Origin of the sequence: Lysobacter sp. yr284 (assembly GCF_900107375.1) — a bacterium.
Classification (GTDB): Bacteria; Pseudomonadota; Gammaproteobacteria; order Xanthomonadales; family Xanthomonadaceae; genus Lysobacter.
This window is the reverse complement of sequence record NZ_FNPT01000004.1, coordinates 67441-83650: the sequence shown is the minus strand read 5'-3', so window position 1 is coordinate 83650 and position 16210 is coordinate 67441. Positions and strand designations below refer to the sequence as shown.

Annotated in this window: 11 protein-coding genes; 1 reads left to right on the top strand and 10 read right to left on the bottom strand. The window is 70.0% G+C overall.

Annotation, left to right across the window (positions count from 1 at the left end; translation table 11 throughout):
- Window positions 1-11: 11 nt before the first annotated feature.
- Entirely contained in the window at window positions 12-551 is a 540-nt protein-coding gene (locus tag BLV01_RS08785) for a hypothetical protein (RefSeq protein WP_139178572.1), read from the top strand.
- A gap of 23 nt (window positions 552-574) precedes the next feature.
- Here BLV01_RS08785 and BLV01_RS08780 read toward each other — a convergent pair whose 3' ends face one another.
- The 10 genes from BLV01_RS08780 to BLV01_RS08735 form a co-directional block, all read right to left on the bottom strand.
- Window positions 575-2140: a class I SAM-dependent methyltransferase gene (locus BLV01_RS08780; protein ID WP_091797561.1), complete on the bottom strand. Its 1566-nt coding sequence runs from the start codon at window positions 2138-2140 to the stop codon at window positions 575-577.
- The gene (locus tag BLV01_RS08775; protein ID WP_175485832.1) at window positions 2091-6116 is read right to left on the bottom strand and encodes a glycosyltransferase family 4 protein; all 4026 of its coding nucleotides are present in this window, start codon (window positions 6114-6116) and stop codon (window positions 2091-2093) included. The genes BLV01_RS08780 and BLV01_RS08775 overlap by 50 nt, the downstream gene beginning before the upstream one ends.
- 158 nt (window positions 6117-6274) lie before the next feature.
- Window positions 6275-7249, bottom strand: a complete 975-nt coding sequence (locus tag BLV01_RS08770) for a GDP-mannose 4,6-dehydratase (protein WP_091797555.1) — start codon at window positions 7247-7249, stop codon at window positions 6275-6277.
- Window positions 7246-8181 carry a GDP-mannose 4,6-dehydratase gene (locus BLV01_RS08765; RefSeq protein ID WP_091797552.1) on the bottom strand — a complete coding sequence of 312 codons (936 nt, stop codon included), beginning with the start codon at window positions 8179-8181 and terminating at the stop codon, window positions 7246-7248. The genes BLV01_RS08770 and BLV01_RS08765 overlap by 4 nt, the downstream gene beginning before the upstream one ends.
- The gene (locus BLV01_RS08760; RefSeq protein ID WP_139178571.1) at window positions 8178-9578 is read right to left on the bottom strand and encodes a methyltransferase domain-containing protein; all 1401 of its coding nucleotides are present in this window, start codon (window positions 9576-9578) and stop codon (window positions 8178-8180) included. The genes BLV01_RS08765 and BLV01_RS08760 overlap by 4 nt, the downstream gene beginning before the upstream one ends.
- Entirely contained in the window at window positions 9575-10831 is a 1257-nt protein-coding gene (locus tag BLV01_RS08755; protein ID WP_217633478.1) for an ABC transporter ATP-binding protein, read from the bottom strand. The genes BLV01_RS08760 and BLV01_RS08755 overlap by 4 nt, the downstream gene beginning before the upstream one ends.
- The gene (locus BLV01_RS08750) at window positions 10828-11619 is read right to left on the bottom strand and encodes an ABC transporter permease (protein ID WP_091797546.1); all 792 of its coding nucleotides are present in this window, start codon (window positions 11617-11619) and stop codon (window positions 10828-10830) included. The genes BLV01_RS08755 and BLV01_RS08750 overlap by 4 nt, the downstream gene beginning before the upstream one ends.
- Window positions 11620-11621: 2 nt before the next feature.
- Window positions 11622-13004, bottom strand: a complete 1383-nt coding sequence (locus BLV01_RS08745; protein WP_091797543.1) for a glycosyltransferase family 4 protein — start codon at window positions 13002-13004, stop codon at window positions 11622-11624.
- Window positions 13005-13060: 56 nt separating this feature from the next.
- Window positions 13061-14242 carry a cystathionine gamma-synthase gene (locus tag BLV01_RS08740; RefSeq protein WP_091798217.1) on the bottom strand — a complete coding sequence of 394 codons (1182 nt, stop codon included), beginning with the start codon at window positions 14240-14242 and terminating at the stop codon, window positions 13061-13063.
- 309 nt (window positions 14243-14551) lie between these two features.
- The gene (locus BLV01_RS08735) at window positions 14552-15922 is read right to left on the bottom strand and encodes a pyridoxal-phosphate dependent enzyme (RefSeq protein ID WP_091797539.1); all 1371 of its coding nucleotides are present in this window, start codon (window positions 15920-15922) and stop codon (window positions 14552-14554) included.
- Between the last annotated feature and the right edge of the window lie 288 nt (window positions 15923-16210).

Below are 16210 nucleotides of genomic sequence, written 5' to 3'. Positions count from 1 at the left end.
AGACCGACCCGATGAGCGCACGATCCCTCCTTCCGTCCCCGGCCCGGGCCGCCTGCGCGCGCCTGCTGCGCGCCGGCGCGGCGGCCGGCGCGCTCGCCCTCGCGCTGAGCGCCTGCAAGCCGCCGGACATCCCCGGCCCGGTCGCCAAGACCGAATACAAGCTCGGCGCGGTGCCGGAGTCGTCGGTCGGCAAGATCAAGCTGAATTACTGGAAGCTGGAAGGCCCGGTCAAGGCCGGCCAGCCGTTCGCGCTGGGCATCAGCATCACCAACGGCAGCGAAGTCTGGCTCGCCGCCGGCACCGCCGATTCGCTGCGCCTGTCGGCGAGCTGGCTCGAACCCACGACCTATGCCGCGCGCGCGCCGACGGTGAACATCGAGCGCAAGACCGGGATCGGCTCGGGCGTGTCCGGGGCGGAGCAGTTCACCCTGGTCGCGCCGCCGGCCGCCGGGCGGGTGCTGCTCAAGCTGGTGCTGACCGACGCCGACGGTACCTCGCTGGAAGCGGCCGGGGTGGGGCCGCTGCACTACGACCTCACCGTCGACCCCTGACCCGCGCGCCGCGGGCGCGCGCCTCAGCCGCGCTTGCGGATCACCTTGCGCATGCCGCGCAGCAGCAATTCCTCGCGAGTGTAGCCGCGCTCCAGGCAGCGCGCGAAGTTCGGATGCGCCTCGCCCTCGGGATGGGCGCAGCCGGCCCATTCCGATTCGTGCAGGAACTCGGCCCGCGCGCGCACCGAATCGAACGCCGCGCGGTAGTCGGCCAGGCGCCGGCGGTTCATCGCGTAGCGGTATTCCTCGGCCTCGCCGTCGCTGCCGCCGGCGCGCTTGAGCGCGGCGACGAATTCGTCGTCGTCGCTGAGCAGGTGCTGCCACGGCTCCGGCACGCGGTACTGGAAGTGGCTGCCGCTGTCGCAGGTCCACATCGGGTCGAACTTCATGCAGATCGTCCCGCCCGGCTTGAGCACGCGCAGCATCTCGGCCAGGGCCTTGGCCGGATCGGGAATGTGCTCGAACGCGTCGAAGGAGAAGATCGCGTCGAACAGGCCGTCGCGGTAGATCAGGTCCATCGCGTCGACGCGGTGGAATTCCAGCCGCCCGGACGGCAGTTCGTAGCCGTTGCGCTGGGCCTTTTCCTGCAGCAGCTTGACCAGCTCGCCGCCGAAGCGCGCGTTCTGGTCGCTGAAGTCGCTGCAGTAGATGCGGCCGACCCGGCCGGCGATCATCGCGCTGTGCGCGCCGGCGCCGCCGCCGACATCGAGCACCAGCGCATCGGCGGCGGGCAGCGCGCCGCACTGCGCCAATACCTCGAACGCGTAGTCGACTTCGGCGCGATGGGCGGCGACGTCGCCGGCCTCGTCGTAGCCGCCGGCGGCGGCCGCGGGTTCGGCGGCGGCCTCGGCCGGCTCGGGCGCGGCGTCGACGAGTTCCAGCGCCAGTTCGCGCGGCAGGTAGAACGTGTTGGTGCAGGCGCCATGGAACTTGGCCATGCCCTCGCCTTCCCAGCGATACGGCGCGTAGCCCAGCCCGTCCAGCAGTTCGGTGACGTTGTGCCAGTCGCTGTTCTCGACCAGCAGCGCCGGCCGGCAGCGGCGGATGGTCTCGACCAATCCGCGCAGCGCCTGCGCTTCGAAGCCTTCGACGTCGACCTTGATCAAATCCGGCTGCAGTTGGAAATCGTCGCCGCGCACGATCGGCACGCTGACCGATTCCAGTTCCAGGCCGCCGCGCTCCTGATATTTCTCGCGCACCCAGGGCTTGTCGAATTGCGCCGGGTCCAGCGACGACTCCTCCAGGTAGACCACGCCGTCCACCGAGGGCACCAGCAAGGTCAGTTCGCCGGGTTCGGCGCCCAGGCCGCAGCGGTGGATCTCGACCGCGCCGCCGGCCAGTCCGGCGATCCGCTCCAGGCCCGGCCACAGCCGCGGGTTGGCTTCGAAGCAGTGGATGGCGACGTCGCCGCCGAGCACGGCGCGCAAGGTCGCCACGGTCTGGCCGCCGTTGGCGCCGACGTCCAGGACCGTGCGCAGCGGCCGCATCTGCCGCCCGATCCAGTCCAGCGCCCGGAAATCGGGGTCGTGGACGCTCTTGCTATGCAGCTGGTGGAGCACCCTCTCGTGCAGCGCCGAAACGTCGTTCATCCAAAACTCCCGAGACAATGTCCCAAAGTCTGTCTGCCACCCCGTCCCACTCGAAGCCGCGGGCGATGTCGCGCCCCGCCGCGCCGTGCCGGTCCGCCAGGTCGCTATCGTCGATGTAACGCTTGAGTTGCGCGGCCAGCTCGTCCACCGAGTCGGCCAGATACCCGTTCTCCCCCGCTTCGACCAACTCGGCGAACGCGGCGGTGGAACCGCGCGCGACCACCGGCCGGCCCGCCATCCACGATTCCAGCAACACGATGCCGAAGCTCTCGCTTTCGCTCATGTTCGCCAGGCAGCGCGCCTGCGACAGCGCGCCGACCACCACCTCGCGCGGCTGCGGGCCATAGTAATACACGCCCTCGCCGGCCAATGGCACGCCGTCGTCGTCCGGACCGATCAACACCACGTCCACGCCGGTGCCGGCCGCGTTCAGGCGCTGGCAGGCCTGCACCGTCGCTGCGTAATGCTTGGCCGCGGTCTTGCGCCCCAGCACCAGCACGAACGGGCGCTCGCTGCGATGCACGCGGGCGAACGCCTCGCGCCCGCGGGCGACGAAGTCGGCCGCGAAGTCGGCCGCGTTCAGGCCGCCGCCGGCGATGCCCACCGAATGCGCGCCGACCTTGTCGAAGAACGCGCGCCGGCTTTCCTCGGGGAACGCCAGCACCCGGTCGGCGGCGGCGAACGCGTCGTAGAAATCGCGCCAGTGGTAGTAGCGGTCTTCCATGTGGAAATGCGGCAGCACGATCGACGGCAGGCCGTGCTGCGCCGCCGTGCGCACGCCCAGCAGCGAGCTGGCGAACGGCACGCCCTGGGCCAGGATCACGTCGTAGTCGGCGGCGTGCCGGTCCAGCCAGCGCTCCATCTCGGCGCTGTGCGGGCCGCGGATCTTGCAGAAGCGGCGGTCGACGTCGCGCGCGCGGCGCTTGGCCGCGGCGATCAGCTCGCCGATCCAGCGCTCCGGCGCGGCGCGGCGCGCGCGCTCTTCCATGCCCTCGCCCAGGTCGATCGCGGTCTCGCCGTCGGCGCCGACGGCCTCGATGGCGGACACGATCACGCCCAGTTCGCGCGCGTCGTCCTCGCTGTGCATCAGCGCCGACACGCGCAGCTCCAGCAAGGTGCCCGGGCCGGCGAAGGAATGCCGGAACGAGAACCGGCCGGAGACGTTCTTGGCGTCCAGTTCGACGTCGTCGACGCGCACCGACACCCGCACCGGCTGCAGCGCGACGCCGGCGATGCGCACGCCTTCGCTGCCTTCGGGCAGCAGGGCCTGGGCGACCCGCCCGGTCCAGCGCACCACCCGGCCGTCGCTGCGTTCGGGATAGTTCCAGCCGCCGAGCAGGCCCGGGCCGATGTCCACCGCGAGGTCGGCGCCGATGCGCAGCGACTCCTGCATCCACGCCGAATTCAGGATCGCCGCCTGGGCGAAGCGGTCCGGCGGCGGCGGATCGGGCCGGAACAGGCGCACCTGTCCCTTCATCCGCGGCACCGCGTCGGCCGCCGTCGGCGGTTCGTAGTCGGCGGAGAAATGCAGGCGATCGTGGATCGGCCCGACCGCCGGAGCGACCACGTCGATCTCCAGCCCTTCGCGCTTTTCCAGCGCGCGCAGCAGGTTGAGCAGATAGACCTCGGCGCCGCCGCGCGCCGGTTCGCCGAAGCGGTAGGTCAGCACCAGCATCCGGCACGGGCCGTCGCGGCCGATCAACTGGCGCAGCTCGCGGCGCATGCGCCCGCCGAGCACGCGCCAGTCCAGATGGGTGGCGACGTAATCCATGGCCTCGGCGGAAATGCGCGCGCTCAGGCTGCGGTCGCCGCACAGCTTGGGGATCCACTCGGCCATCGCCTCGGGACCGGCCTCGATGTAGTGGGTGCCCGCGCGCAGGCCGCCGAATCCGCGCACGCCGATCGGCGAGGTCAGCAGCGGCAGGCCCGCGGCGAGGAAGTCGGGCACCTTGAGGCTGGAGCCGCCGCCTTCGAACAACGGATTCACCGCCAGGTCGGCCAGCGCGAACAGCGCCTGCTTGTCGGCCAGGCTCAGGAACCCGAGCAGGGCCACGTTGGCCGGCACCTCGGCCACGTCGATCGCCTCGCACACCGAGCCGACCAAGGCGAAGTTCACCCGCGGGTTGCGCGCGGCCAGCTCATCGACGATGAACTGCGCGGCGCGCACGTTGGGCGGATGCGCGCTGCCGACGAACACCGCCAGCGGCGGCTGCTCGGGCCGCTCCTCGCGCGCCAGGCCGTTGCGGTGCACCTGCGGCAGGCGCACGCCGTTCTCAACGGTCAGCACCCGGCGCGCGCCGTAGCGCTCGCGCAGGCGCACGCCGTCGGCGTCGGACACGCAGAACACCAGGTCGGCGCGCGCGGCGACCTGGCGTTCCAGCTGTTCGGCCAGTTCGATCCACTTGTCGCCGTCCTCGCGCGAGGCCAGCAGTTCGCGCTTGAGTTCGGCCTCGACGTTGTGCGAGGAATGCACCACCGGCATCGCCTGCGGCACCAGCGAGAGCAGCGGCGCCAGGAAGCAGTGCTCGAAGTCGACCAGGTCGGCGCGCGCGAGCTCCTCGCGGAACGCCGCGATCAGCGCTTCGTTGTCCAGGCAGTGCCTGGCCGCGACCAGGTCGGCCACCGACACGCTGTAGCCCTTGAGCGACTTGACGTCCTCGCGGCGATGCGCGGCGGTCTTGGGTATCGAGCGCTGGATCACGCCCGGGGCGATCGTGCAGCGCTCTTCGCTCTCGCCGTTGTTCAGGCACAGCAGGGTGACGTCGAACTCGCGCCCCAGCTCGCCCAGCAATTCGTTGATCCGCACCTGGCCGCCGCCGGCGGCGCGGTGGGTCTCGTAGTCGCACACCGCCAGGATGCGCTTGCGCGCGCTGGCCACCGCCGGCGCCGCCAGGGTGTCCGCGATCGCCTGCGCGCTGCGCGCGGCGATGGCTTGCCAGGTGTAGCGCGCGCGCGCGAATTCGGCGCCGCGCTCGCCCAGCGCGCGGCTCGCGCCGGCGTCGTCGAGCAGGCGCCGCAGCGCGCCGGCGAAGCCGTCGAGTTCGCTGATCGCGGCCTGCGCGCCGGCCTCGATCTCCAGCCCGCGCGCGCCGATCGGCGTGGACAGCACCGGCGCGGCGTGGCCCATGTAGTCGAGCATCTTCAGGTTGGTGCCGGCGCCGCTGCGCAGCGGGTTGATCGCCGCGCCGCAGCGCCACAACAGCGCGTCCTTCTCGGCCGCATCGACGAAGCCCAGCAGCTTGACGTTGGCCGGCACCGGCTTGTCGTAGGCCTTGCAGACCGAGCCCAGCGCATAGAAGGTCACGTCCTTCAGCGCCGGCGCCAGTTGCTCGGCGATGAACGCCAGCGCTTCCACGTTCGGCGGATGCGCGCTGCCCAGGAACAGCGCCGAGCGCTCGCGCGCCGGCGCCGGCTCGGGCGCGGCGACCGGCTCGTAGCCGTTGGGCGCCAGGAAGATGCGCTCGGCCGGGAAGCCGAACGCATCGTGGAACTCGCTGCGTTCCTCTTCGCTGATCGCCAGCAACGCCGAGCAGCAGCCCAGCAGGCGCGCTTCCAGCTCGCGCACGAACGCGGCGCCGCGGCGGCCGATCTCGCCTTCGAACATCTGCTCGGCGAGCCGGTACTCGACGTTGTAGGCGTTGTAGATGCGCAGCTTGCCGTCGCTGCCGGCGCCGCGGTCGTACGGCAGGGTGAACGGCGACTCGTGCACGACCAGGTCGGCCGCGCGCACCAGCTCGCCCATGCGCCGGCCCAGCTCGGTATCGAACTCGCCGGCCAGCGCCAGCGCCAGGCCCGAGCATTCCGGGCCGATGCGCTCGTTGTCGAGCTTCCAGTGGATCTGGTCGGCCTCGCGCGGCTTGGGCACGCGGATCTCGCGGAAGCTCGGCGAGTGCTCGATCGTCTCGGTCTTGGCGTCGGCGAAGGTCGCCGACAGCAGGGTCACGTCGAAGGCTTCGCTGAGATAGCGATACAGCATGTAGTAACGCTGCTCTCCCCCGCTCCGCGGCGGCACGAAGGCCGGGAAGAAATTTATCGCCAGTAGCTTACGTCGCTTCTCTGCCATTTCCAGTTCCGGTCATTCCTTTAAATCTTTGGATCGCCGCCGGCCCGCCTCCCCCGAGCCGGCGGTGGCGCTTACCGCGCGCCCAAGCGGCGAAGGTCCGCGTCGACCATCATCGTGATCAGCTGCTGCAGCGAAGTCTTGGGCGTCCATCCCAGCGCGGCCTTGGCCTTGGCCGGGTTGCCGAGCAGGACATCGACCTCGGCCGGGCGGAAGAACTTCTCGTCGATCACCAGGTGCGCGTCCATCTCCAGGCCGACGTGGCCGAAGGCGATCTTGCACATGTCGCGCACGGTCGTGGTCTGGCCGGTCGCGACGACGTAGTCGCCGCCGCGCTCCTGCTGGGTCATCAACCACATCGCCTCGACGTAGTCGCCGGCGAAGCCCCAGTCGCGCTTGGCGTCGATGTTGCCCAGGCGAAGCTCCTTCTGCAGGCCCAGTTTGATCCGGGCGACGGCGTCGGTGACCTTGCGGGTGACGAACTCGATCCCGCGCAGCGGCGACTCATGGTTGAACAGGATGCCGCTTGACGCGTGAAGACCGAAGCTTTCCCGGTAGTTCACCGTCGCCCAGTGCGCCATCAGCTTGGCCACGCCGTAGGGGCTGCGCGGGTAGAACGGGGTGGTCTCGTCCTGCATCTCGGCCTGGATCAGGCCGAACATCTCGCTGGTGGAGGCCTGGTAGAAGCGCGCCTGCGGGTTGACGATGCGCACCGCCTCCAGCACGTTCAGCGCGCCGACGCCGTCGACCTGGGCGGTCAGCAGCGGCTGCTGCCAGGACGAGCCGACGAAGCTCTGCGCGCCGAGGTTGTAGACCTCGTCGGCCTTGGAGGCCTGCATCGCCCGGATCAGCGACGACAGGTCGGTCAGGTCGCCGTCGAGCAGGGTCACCTGGTCGGCGATGCCGAGCTCGCGCAGGCGCCACAGGGTGTCGGAGCTGCGCCGCGCCAGGATGCCGTACACGCCGTAGCCCTTGGACAGCAGCAGCTGCGAAAGGTAGGCGCCGTCCTGGCCGGTGATGCCGGTGATCAATGCGTTCTTGTTGCTCATGACTGGTTCCGCTGATCGAGGAGAATGTCTTGCAGGGTCTGTTCCATGGGGATGCGCGGCGCCCAACCGGTCGCCGCGCGCAGCGCGCCGGCCGAGCCGACCATGCGCCGCTGCTCGGCGCGGCGCAGCTTGGCCGGGTCCTGGCGGACCTCGACCTGCACGCCTTCGATCCGGCACATCGCCTCGAGCAGGTCGCGCACCTTGCGCTCCACCCCGGAGGCGACCAGGTACAGCTGGCCGGACACGCCGTCGCGCAGGGCCGCGGCGTAGGCGGCGACGATGTCGCGCACGTCGGTGAAGTCGCGCGTGGTGTCGATGTCGCCGGCGTCGATCACCGGCGCCTGCCGGCCCTGGGCGATCGCCGCCACCTGGCTGGCCAGCGCCGGCAGCACGAACTGCCGCCCCTGGCCCGGGCCGATATGGTTGAACGGGCGCAGCACGATCGCGTCCAGCCCCTCGCTGCGCTGCCATTGCAGGCACAGTTGCTCAGCGGCGAGCTTGCTGACCGCATAGGGATTGCGCGGCGCCGGCATCAGCGCCTCGGTCACCGGCATCTGCGCCTCGTCCACCTGGCCGTAGACGTCGCCGGAGCTGATGTAGAGCAGGCGCCCGTCGAACCCGGCGCGCTTGAGCGCCTGCAGCAGGTTCAACGTGCCCAGCGTGTTGATTTCGAAAGTCTCGCGCGGGTCCTCGAACGAGCGCGGCACGAAGCTCTGCGCGGCCAGGTGCAGCACCGCGTGCGGACGCAGCTCCTCGACCGCGCGGTTCACCGCCTCGGCGTCGCGGATGTCCCAGCCCTGGTCGGGGGTGTGGAATTCGTAGTCGCCGAAATGGCCGGCGCGCACCGCCGCCTCGACGTAGCGGCCGACGAATCCGCTGCCGCCGGTCACCAGCAGCCGACGCGGCGCGGACGGAGCGCCCGCGGCGCTCACGGACGCCTCGCCACGATGGCGTAGTCCGGGGCGATGTGCATGCTCCACAACATGTCGTTGAGCGACTTGGAACCGGGCACTTCCGGCGGCAGCAGCGGCGGCGCGTTGAGCGGGCGGTGCGCGCTCAGGCGTTCGATGCGCGAATCGGCGAAGCCGCGGTTCTCCACCACCCAGCGCAGCATCGCCGGCGGCAGCGGGTTGAGGTGGGTGGGGTCCATGTAGAAGTAGTGCGAGCCGACCATGATGTTTTCCGGGTTCGGCGTTTCCAGCAGCAACAGGCCGCCGGGGCGCAGCGCGCGCAGCGCCGCGTCGATCAGGCCCACCACCCGCTCGAACGGCAGGTGCTCGACCAGGTGCATCGAGGTGATGGCGCCGACCGAACCTTCCGGCAGCTCGCGCAGCACGTCCACCGCGTCGCCGGCGATCACCTTCAGGCCGGTGCCGGCGCAGCTGTCGACGAAATCGCGGTTGAGGTCGATGCCGCTGGCCTGCAGGCCGTGCTCGGCCAGCAGTTCCAGCCATTCGCCGCGGCCGCAGCCGATGTCGACCACCGGCGCCTCGGCGCTGCCGGCGCCGGCCTCGCGGACCCACTCCAGGTACGGCTCGATCCGCGCCCGCACCAGCTCGCGCGAGCCGCGGAATTCGTCCTCGAAGTCGGCGTAGAGCTTGTCCATCGTCGGCTGGAAGCGTTCGCGCTCGAGCTCGGCGGCGTGCATGCGCTCGAACATCGGCATCATCCGCGCGACGTTGCGCAGCAGCCCGGCCTGCTGGCCGCGCACCTGCTTCAATTCGTCGGTCAGCAGGTTGACGTGGCGGCCCAGCTCGTGCGCCTCGCGCGCCTGGGTCGCCTCGATCGTGTACTGGCGGTCGAACAGGCTGCCCAGCCGCGCCAATCCGTGCAGCCACGACAGCGCGCGGCCGAACATCGGCTTGCGTTTCCACTGCTGCAGCTTGTACGGCAGCATCAGCCCGTCGATGTGGACCTGCTTGGCCATCCCCTCTTCCGACCAGCGCAGCGCGCCCAGCACCTCGACCTTGGTGGTGTGGCCCGAGCGCAGCTCGTGCAGGAAGTAGTTGAAGCCGTCCGGATCGGGCTCGCGCCGCAGCACCACGCGGTAGGCCATATCGACGAAGCTGGCGTCGGCCGGGCCGAGCAGTTCCGACAGCACGTACTCGCGCTTGACCGGAATCGAGTGGGTGACCGAGCGCCAGTGCTGCAGTTCCTCGCCCTGCGCGCCGCTGCGGGCGAACGCGCGATCGAGCTGGGTGCGCATGCGTTCGACCGCGCCGTCGGCGCCGGCGATGCCGTCGCCCTCGACCGGGATCGCCTCGCGCAGGCGCGCGGAGACGGCCTGCATGACCGCATCGACGTCCAGCGGGTCCAGGGCCTGGTTCATCGCACCGCCTCCGGCCGCGCCTGGGTCGCGGTCGTGGCCACTTCGATGACCGGCGGAATCCAGGCGGTGCCTACGAACATCGGCTTGTCCAGGTTGGCCACGGTGAACACCAGCGCGAGGTCGCGCCATTGGTAGTTCTTCTGCAAATGGGTTTCCGCGCCGGTCAGCGCGACCGAGAACGAATAGGTGCCCACGCCGAGGTTGGCCGGGAAACGCACCCGGAACTCGACCTCGCCGCCGGCCTGCAATTGCTCGTTGGCCTGCCCGGTGTGGTGGGTGTTGGTGCCGTACAGCGCCTGCCCCAGCCGGTCGCGGATCATGTAGCCGAACACCAGCCGCTCCAGCGGCTGGTGCACGCGCACCCGCGCGCGCAGCGTCACCGGATGGCCGACGCCGACGAACTCGACCGGCGCGCCGCTCTCGTCCAGCAACTGCAGGTCGACGATCTCCGCCTCGCCGGTGCCCGACTCGGTCGCGACCTTGCCGTCCTTCGACAGTTCGGTCTTGACCGAGCTGTTCTCGCGCTGGGCGATCAACGCGTTGTAGTAATCGAAGACTTCGTAGGGATCGCTGTCGAGCACGGCCTTGCCGCCGTCGAGCAGGATCGCGCGGTCGCACAGCGCCTGGATCGCCACCGCGTCGTGCGAGACGATCAGCAAGGTGGTGCCGGCGTCGCGGAACTCGTGGATGCGCTTGAAGCACTTGTGCACGAAGTAGGTGTCGCCGACCGACAGCGCCTCGTCGACGATCAGCACGTCCGGCCGCACCGCGGTCGCCACCGCGAACGCGACGCGCATCTGCATGCCGCTGGAATAGGTGCGCACGGCCTGGTCGAAGTACTCGCCGACCTCGGCGAAGTCCTCGATCTGCGGCATCAACGCCTCGATCTGGTCCTGCGGCAGGCCCATCAGGCCGGCGGCGTGGACCACGTTCTGGCGGCCGGTCAGCTCGCCGTTGAAGCCCAGCCCCAGCTCCAGCAGCGCCGATACCCGGCCGTTCACCGACACCCGGCCCGCGCTGGGCTTGGTGGTGCCGGTGATCATCTTGAGCAGGGTGCTCTTGCCGGCGCCGTTCTGGCCGATGATGCCGATCGACTCGCCCTGGTGGACGCTGAAGGACACGTCGCGGATCACCCAGTGCTCGTGCCGCGGCTTGACCGGGATGCCGAACCAGCGCGCGAAGCGCTGCAGCTCGCTGGCGTACTCGACGTACGACTTGCCGACCTTCTCCACCACCATCACCGGGCCGCTCACAGCACGTCCACCATTTCCGCCGAGGCGCGGCGGAACAGGAACATCGCGATCGCCAGCAGCACCGCCGCGGTGACCGCCACCATCACCAGGCTCTGCTGCGGCGCGCGCTCGTAGACGATCACGTCGTGGTAGGCCATCGCCAGCGGCGCGACCGGGTTGAACGCCAGCGAGGCCTTGAACCCGGACGGCACGATCTTGATCGGGTAGATGATCGGGGTGACCCAGAACCAGAACTGCAGCAGCACCGCCATCACGTGGCCGACGTCGCGCACGAACACGTTGAGCACGCCGACGATCAGGCCCACGCCGGTGGCCAGGGCCACGGTCAGCGCGATCAGCACCGGCAGCCACAGGTAGTGCGAGTTCGGATACATGCCCAGGATCGGCAGAATCACCATCACCACGCACAGCAGCGCGATGTTGTTGACCAGCGAGGAGCCGACCGAGATCACCGGCAGGGCGATGCGCGGGAACTGCATCTTCTTGAGCAGGGTGGTGTTGTCGATGAACACGTTCTGCAGGCGCTGCATGATCTCGGCGAACAGCGACCAGCACAGGATGCCCGACATCAGGTAGATGGCGTAGGCGTACTTGCTGTCGACGCCTTCCAGGCGCGCGGCCAGCACGTTGGACAGGATCGTGGCGAAGATGATCACCTGCGCCAGCGGCTGCAGGATGATCCACAACGCGCCGAAGGTGCTGCGCGAGAAACGCGCCTTGAACTCGTTCACCACCGACGAGGCGATGAATCCGCGGTAGCGCCAGGCGGCGCCGAACATACCCACCATGATCAGGGACTCCCCTCGATTGCAGGACGCGACGGCGCGGCGTCGCGCGCCAGGGTCGCGGAAATTTCGCGCAGACGCGCGGCGATGGCGTCGGCGGCCGCCTGTGGCGCCAGCGTGCGCCGCACCGACTCGCGCGCGCGCGCGCCCAGCTCGGCGGCGAAGGCGCGGTCGTCGGCGAGCCGGCGCATGTGCGCGGCGGCCTGCTCGACGTCGGCCTGCGCCCACATCGCGCCGGGCGGGTGCGGGTACTCGCCCTCACCGACCGGCACCAGGCTGTAGCCGACCAGGCAGCTGTCGTTCTCGTCCATGAATTCCAGGTTGCCGGACCAGCCGGTGCCGATCACCGGCTTGCCCAGCGCCATGCTCTCGGCCAGGCCCAGGCCGAAACCCTCGGCCCGGTGCAGCGACACGTAGACGTCGGCGCAGCGCTGCAACGCGTGCACGTGGGCGCGGTCGATCACCTCGTCGCGCACCACGATGCGCGGATCGCGCGCGCCCAGCGCCAGCAGGCTGAGGAAATTGTCGGGGTGGCGATAGCCGTTGCTGGACTTGAGCAGCAGCTGCACGTCCTCGCGCTCGGGCGGGAACGCGCGCTGGAACGCCTCGACCACCGCGAACGGGTTCTTGCGGTGGATCCAGGAATTGAAGTCGAAGGTCACCAGGAACACGAAACGCTCCGGCGCCAGGCCGAAGTCCTCGCGGCTCAGGCCGCTGTCGGGCACCGGGCACAACGGCAGCGGCACGCGCAGGATCGGCTTGTCGGTCACGCGCCGGAACGCGCGCTCGACGAACTCGGTGGCGACCAGGATCTCGTCCACCTGGCCCAGCGCCGGCAGCCAGTCGGGCGGAATCTCCTCCAGCTCCCAGAACCAGCAGGCGATCAGGTAGCGCCCCTTGAGCTTGGCCTCGCCGATGTGGCGCAGCGCCTCGTCCAGGTAATCGGGGTTGACGAAGATGATGCTGATCGCGTGGGTCGCGTCTTCGCCGATGTGGGCGTCGAGGCTGCGGTCGGCCAGGCCGTGCGGCAGCTCGATGGCGATGTCGTGCAGGGCGACCGGATACCCGGCCTCGATCAGCGCGCGGCCGTACATGCGCGCGCTCTCGGCCAGGCCGAACTGGCCGCGCAGGTAGGCGAAGATGTTGACGCCCGGGGTGTCGCCGCGCGCGGCGGCCGGCGCGGCGATCGCCGCCTGCTCCGGCAGCGGGCGCGACCACGCCGGCGTGTGCGCGAAGCGGGCGCGCCGGCTGGCGCGCGCGGCCAGCATGAACGACACCTTGTCGCGCAGGCGCTGCGGGAAGCGCCGGTACAGGGCGCGCAGCCAGGACTGCCGGCGCACCCAGGCCGACAGCCCGAGCAGCAGCATTCCCGAATCGGCGCTGGACATCGCGGTCTGGTCCGAGGATCGGCCCGGCGTGGCGTCGGCGGAAGCGGCCACCGGCCTCAACCCGCCAGGGCCCGCTCGAGCTCGTCGCGCAGGTCCGCCAAATCCTCCACGCCCACGCTCAGGCGCACGAGGTTGTCGTGGATGCCGAGCGCGGCGCGGCGGTCGGGCGGGATCGAGGCGTGGGTCATCACCGCCGGGTGGTTGACCAGGCTCTCCACGCCGCCGAGCGACTCGGCGATGGTGAACAGGTGGCAGCGCTCCATCATCCGCCGCGCGCCGTCCATGCCGCCCTTGACGTAGACGCTGATCATGCCGCCGAAGCCGTGCATCTGGCGCTTGGCCAGTTCGTGCTGCGGGTGCGACTTCAGGCCCGGGTACAGGACCTTCTCGACGTTGGGATGGGTTTCCAGCCATTCGGCCAGCGCCTGCGCGTTCTCGCAGTGCGCCTTCATGCGCAGGTGCAGGGTCTTCAGCCCGCGCAGGGCGAGGAAGCTGTCGAACGGGCCCTGGATGCCGCCGACCGCGTTCTGCAGGAAGGTCAGCTGCTCTTCCAGCTCCGGCGCGTCGCCGACCACGGCGATGCCGCCGACGATGTCGGAGTGGCCGTTGAGGTACTTGGTCGCCGAGTGCATGACGATGTGCGCGCCCAGTTCCAGCGGGCGCTGCAGGATCGGCGAGCAGAAGGTGTTGTCGACCACTACGATCAGCCCGCGCTTGCGCGCGATCGCGGCGATGCGGGCGATGTCGACCAGCTTGAGCAGCGGGTTGGTCGGGGTCTCGATCCACACCAGCTTGGTCTCGGGACGGATCGCGGCCTCGAACTTGGCTTCGTCGCTGAGGTCGACCCAGCTGAAGTCGAGCCCGGCGCTGCGCCGGCGCACCCGCTCGAACAGGCGGTAGGTGCCGCCGTAGACGTCGTCCATGGCGATCACATGGCTGCCGGCGTCGAGCGTTTCGAGGATGGTCGAGGTCGCCGCCAGGCCGGAGGCGAAGGCGTAGCCGCGGCGGCCGCCTTCCAGGCCGGCGATGCAGCGCTCGTAGGCGAAGCGGGTCGGGTTGTGGCTGCGCGAGTACTCGAAGCCCTGGTGCTGGCCGGGGCTGCTCTGGGCGTAGGTCGAGGTCGCGTAGATCGGCGGCATGACCGCGCCGGTGCTGGGGTCCGGGGACTGGCCGGCGTGGATTGCCAGGGTGCCCAGGCCGGGCTTGCGCGAGCCGTCTTGCGGCGGTTGGTGGCTCATCGAATTCGGTTCCGTGCGCTGCATGACGGCCGGGAATTCGGCCGAAGAGGCGTAACCGTGAATTCTAACATCGCCTGCGTGAGGCTCCGGATTCACGCATTGGCACTTCAGGCCGCGTGCAGTGGCACTGTGGCGACCCCGCTGCTGCGACCTACGGCACGGAATCCGGGCGCAGGCTGAACGCGGATTCAGGTAGGCGGCGGGTCGCCGCGGACGCGCGCACCGGCCACCGTGCCGCGGCGCCCGGCCGGCGCCGGGGCCGGGGCCGACAGGCGCCGGCCGCCGCGACGGCGGCCGGCGCGGCCGGGGTCACTGCACCCGGCGGCGCAGGAAGTTGAGCAGGTCGATGCGGGTGATCAGGCCGAGGAACCGGTCGCCGTCGGCCACGATCGCGACATGGCCGCGGTCGAACACCGGCAGCAGCGACTCGATCGGCGCGCCGACCTGGATCTTGTCGAGCTTGCTGACCATCGCGGTCGACACCGGGTCGCGGAAGCGCGACTCGTCGCCGTACACGTGCAGCAGCACGTCGCTCTCGTCAACGATGCCGACGATCTGCTCGCCGTCCATCACCGGCAGCTGCGAGACGTCGTACAGCTTCATGCGCTGGTAGGCGGTCACCAGCAGATCGTTGGGACCGACCACGACCGTATCGCGCTGCGAGTACGGGCGCAGGATCAGGTCGCGCAGGTCGCCGTGCTGGTCGCGCTGGATGAAGCCGTTGTCGAGCATCCAGTAGTCGTTGTACATCTTCGACAGGTACTTGTTGCCGGTATCGCAGACGAACACCAGCACCTTCTTCGGCGCGGTCTGCTCGCGGCAATACTTCAGCGCCGCGGCCAGCAGGGTGCCGGTCGAAGAACCGCCGAGGATGCCCTCTTTCTCCAGCAGCTCGCGCGCGGTCAGGAAGCTTTCCTTGTCGGCGATGGCGTAGGCCTTCTTGACCCGGGTGAAGTCGGAGATCGGCGGCAGGAAGTCCTCGCCGATGCCTTCGACCATCCAGCTGGCGGACTTGTCCGACAGCGTGCCGCGGTTGATGTACTCCTCCAGGATCGAACCGACCGGATCGGCCAGCACCAGCTCGGTGTCGGGCGAGTGCTCGGCGAAGGCGCGCGACAGGCCGGTCATGGTGCCGGAGCTGCCGCAGCCGAACACGATCGCATCGAGCTGGCCGCCCATCTGCGCCAGGATCTCCGGCCCGGTGCCGAACTCGTGCGCGGCCGGGTTGTCGGGATTGCCGAACTGGTTGATGAAGTAGGCGCCCGGGGTTTCGCGGGCGATGCGCTCGGCCAGGTCCTGGTAGTAGTCCGGATGGCCCTTGGCCACGTCCGAACGGGTCAGCACCACCTGCGCGCCCATCGCCTTGAGGTTGAAGATCTTCTCCCGGCTCATCTTGTCCGGGACCACCAGCAGCAGCTTGTAGCCCTTCTGCTGGGCGACCAGGGCCAGGCCGATGCCGGTGTTGCCGGCGGTGCCCTCGACCAGGGTGTCGCCGGGCTTGATCTTGCCGGCCTTCTCGGCCGCTTCGATCATCGACAGGCCGATGCGGTCCTTGATCGAACCGCCCGGATTCTGCGATTCGAGCTTTAGGTAAAGCTCGCACACCCCGGTATCCAGGCGCTGCGCCTTGACGATCGGGGTGTTGCCGATGAGTTCGAGTACGGAGTTGTGGATGGCCATGCGATTCCTGCAAGCCGCTACCGTGCGGCGAATCGCGCCATTCTAGCCAGCCGGGCGGCAGCGGGGCACGGGAGACGGCAGCAGCCGCCGCCCGCCGACGGGCGCCCCCCGGCGCTCGTCGTGTGCGAGGGGCTGGGGCGCCTGGGGTAGAGGCCCCGGCCCATGCCGGGCGGTTCTTGTGGGAAGGGCTTCAGCCCCACGGTTGCCGAGCCGCTCTTCTGGGAGAGCTTCAGCCCGACGCTTGCCGGGCCGCTCTTGTTGGAGGGTTTCAGCCCGACGCTTGCCGCG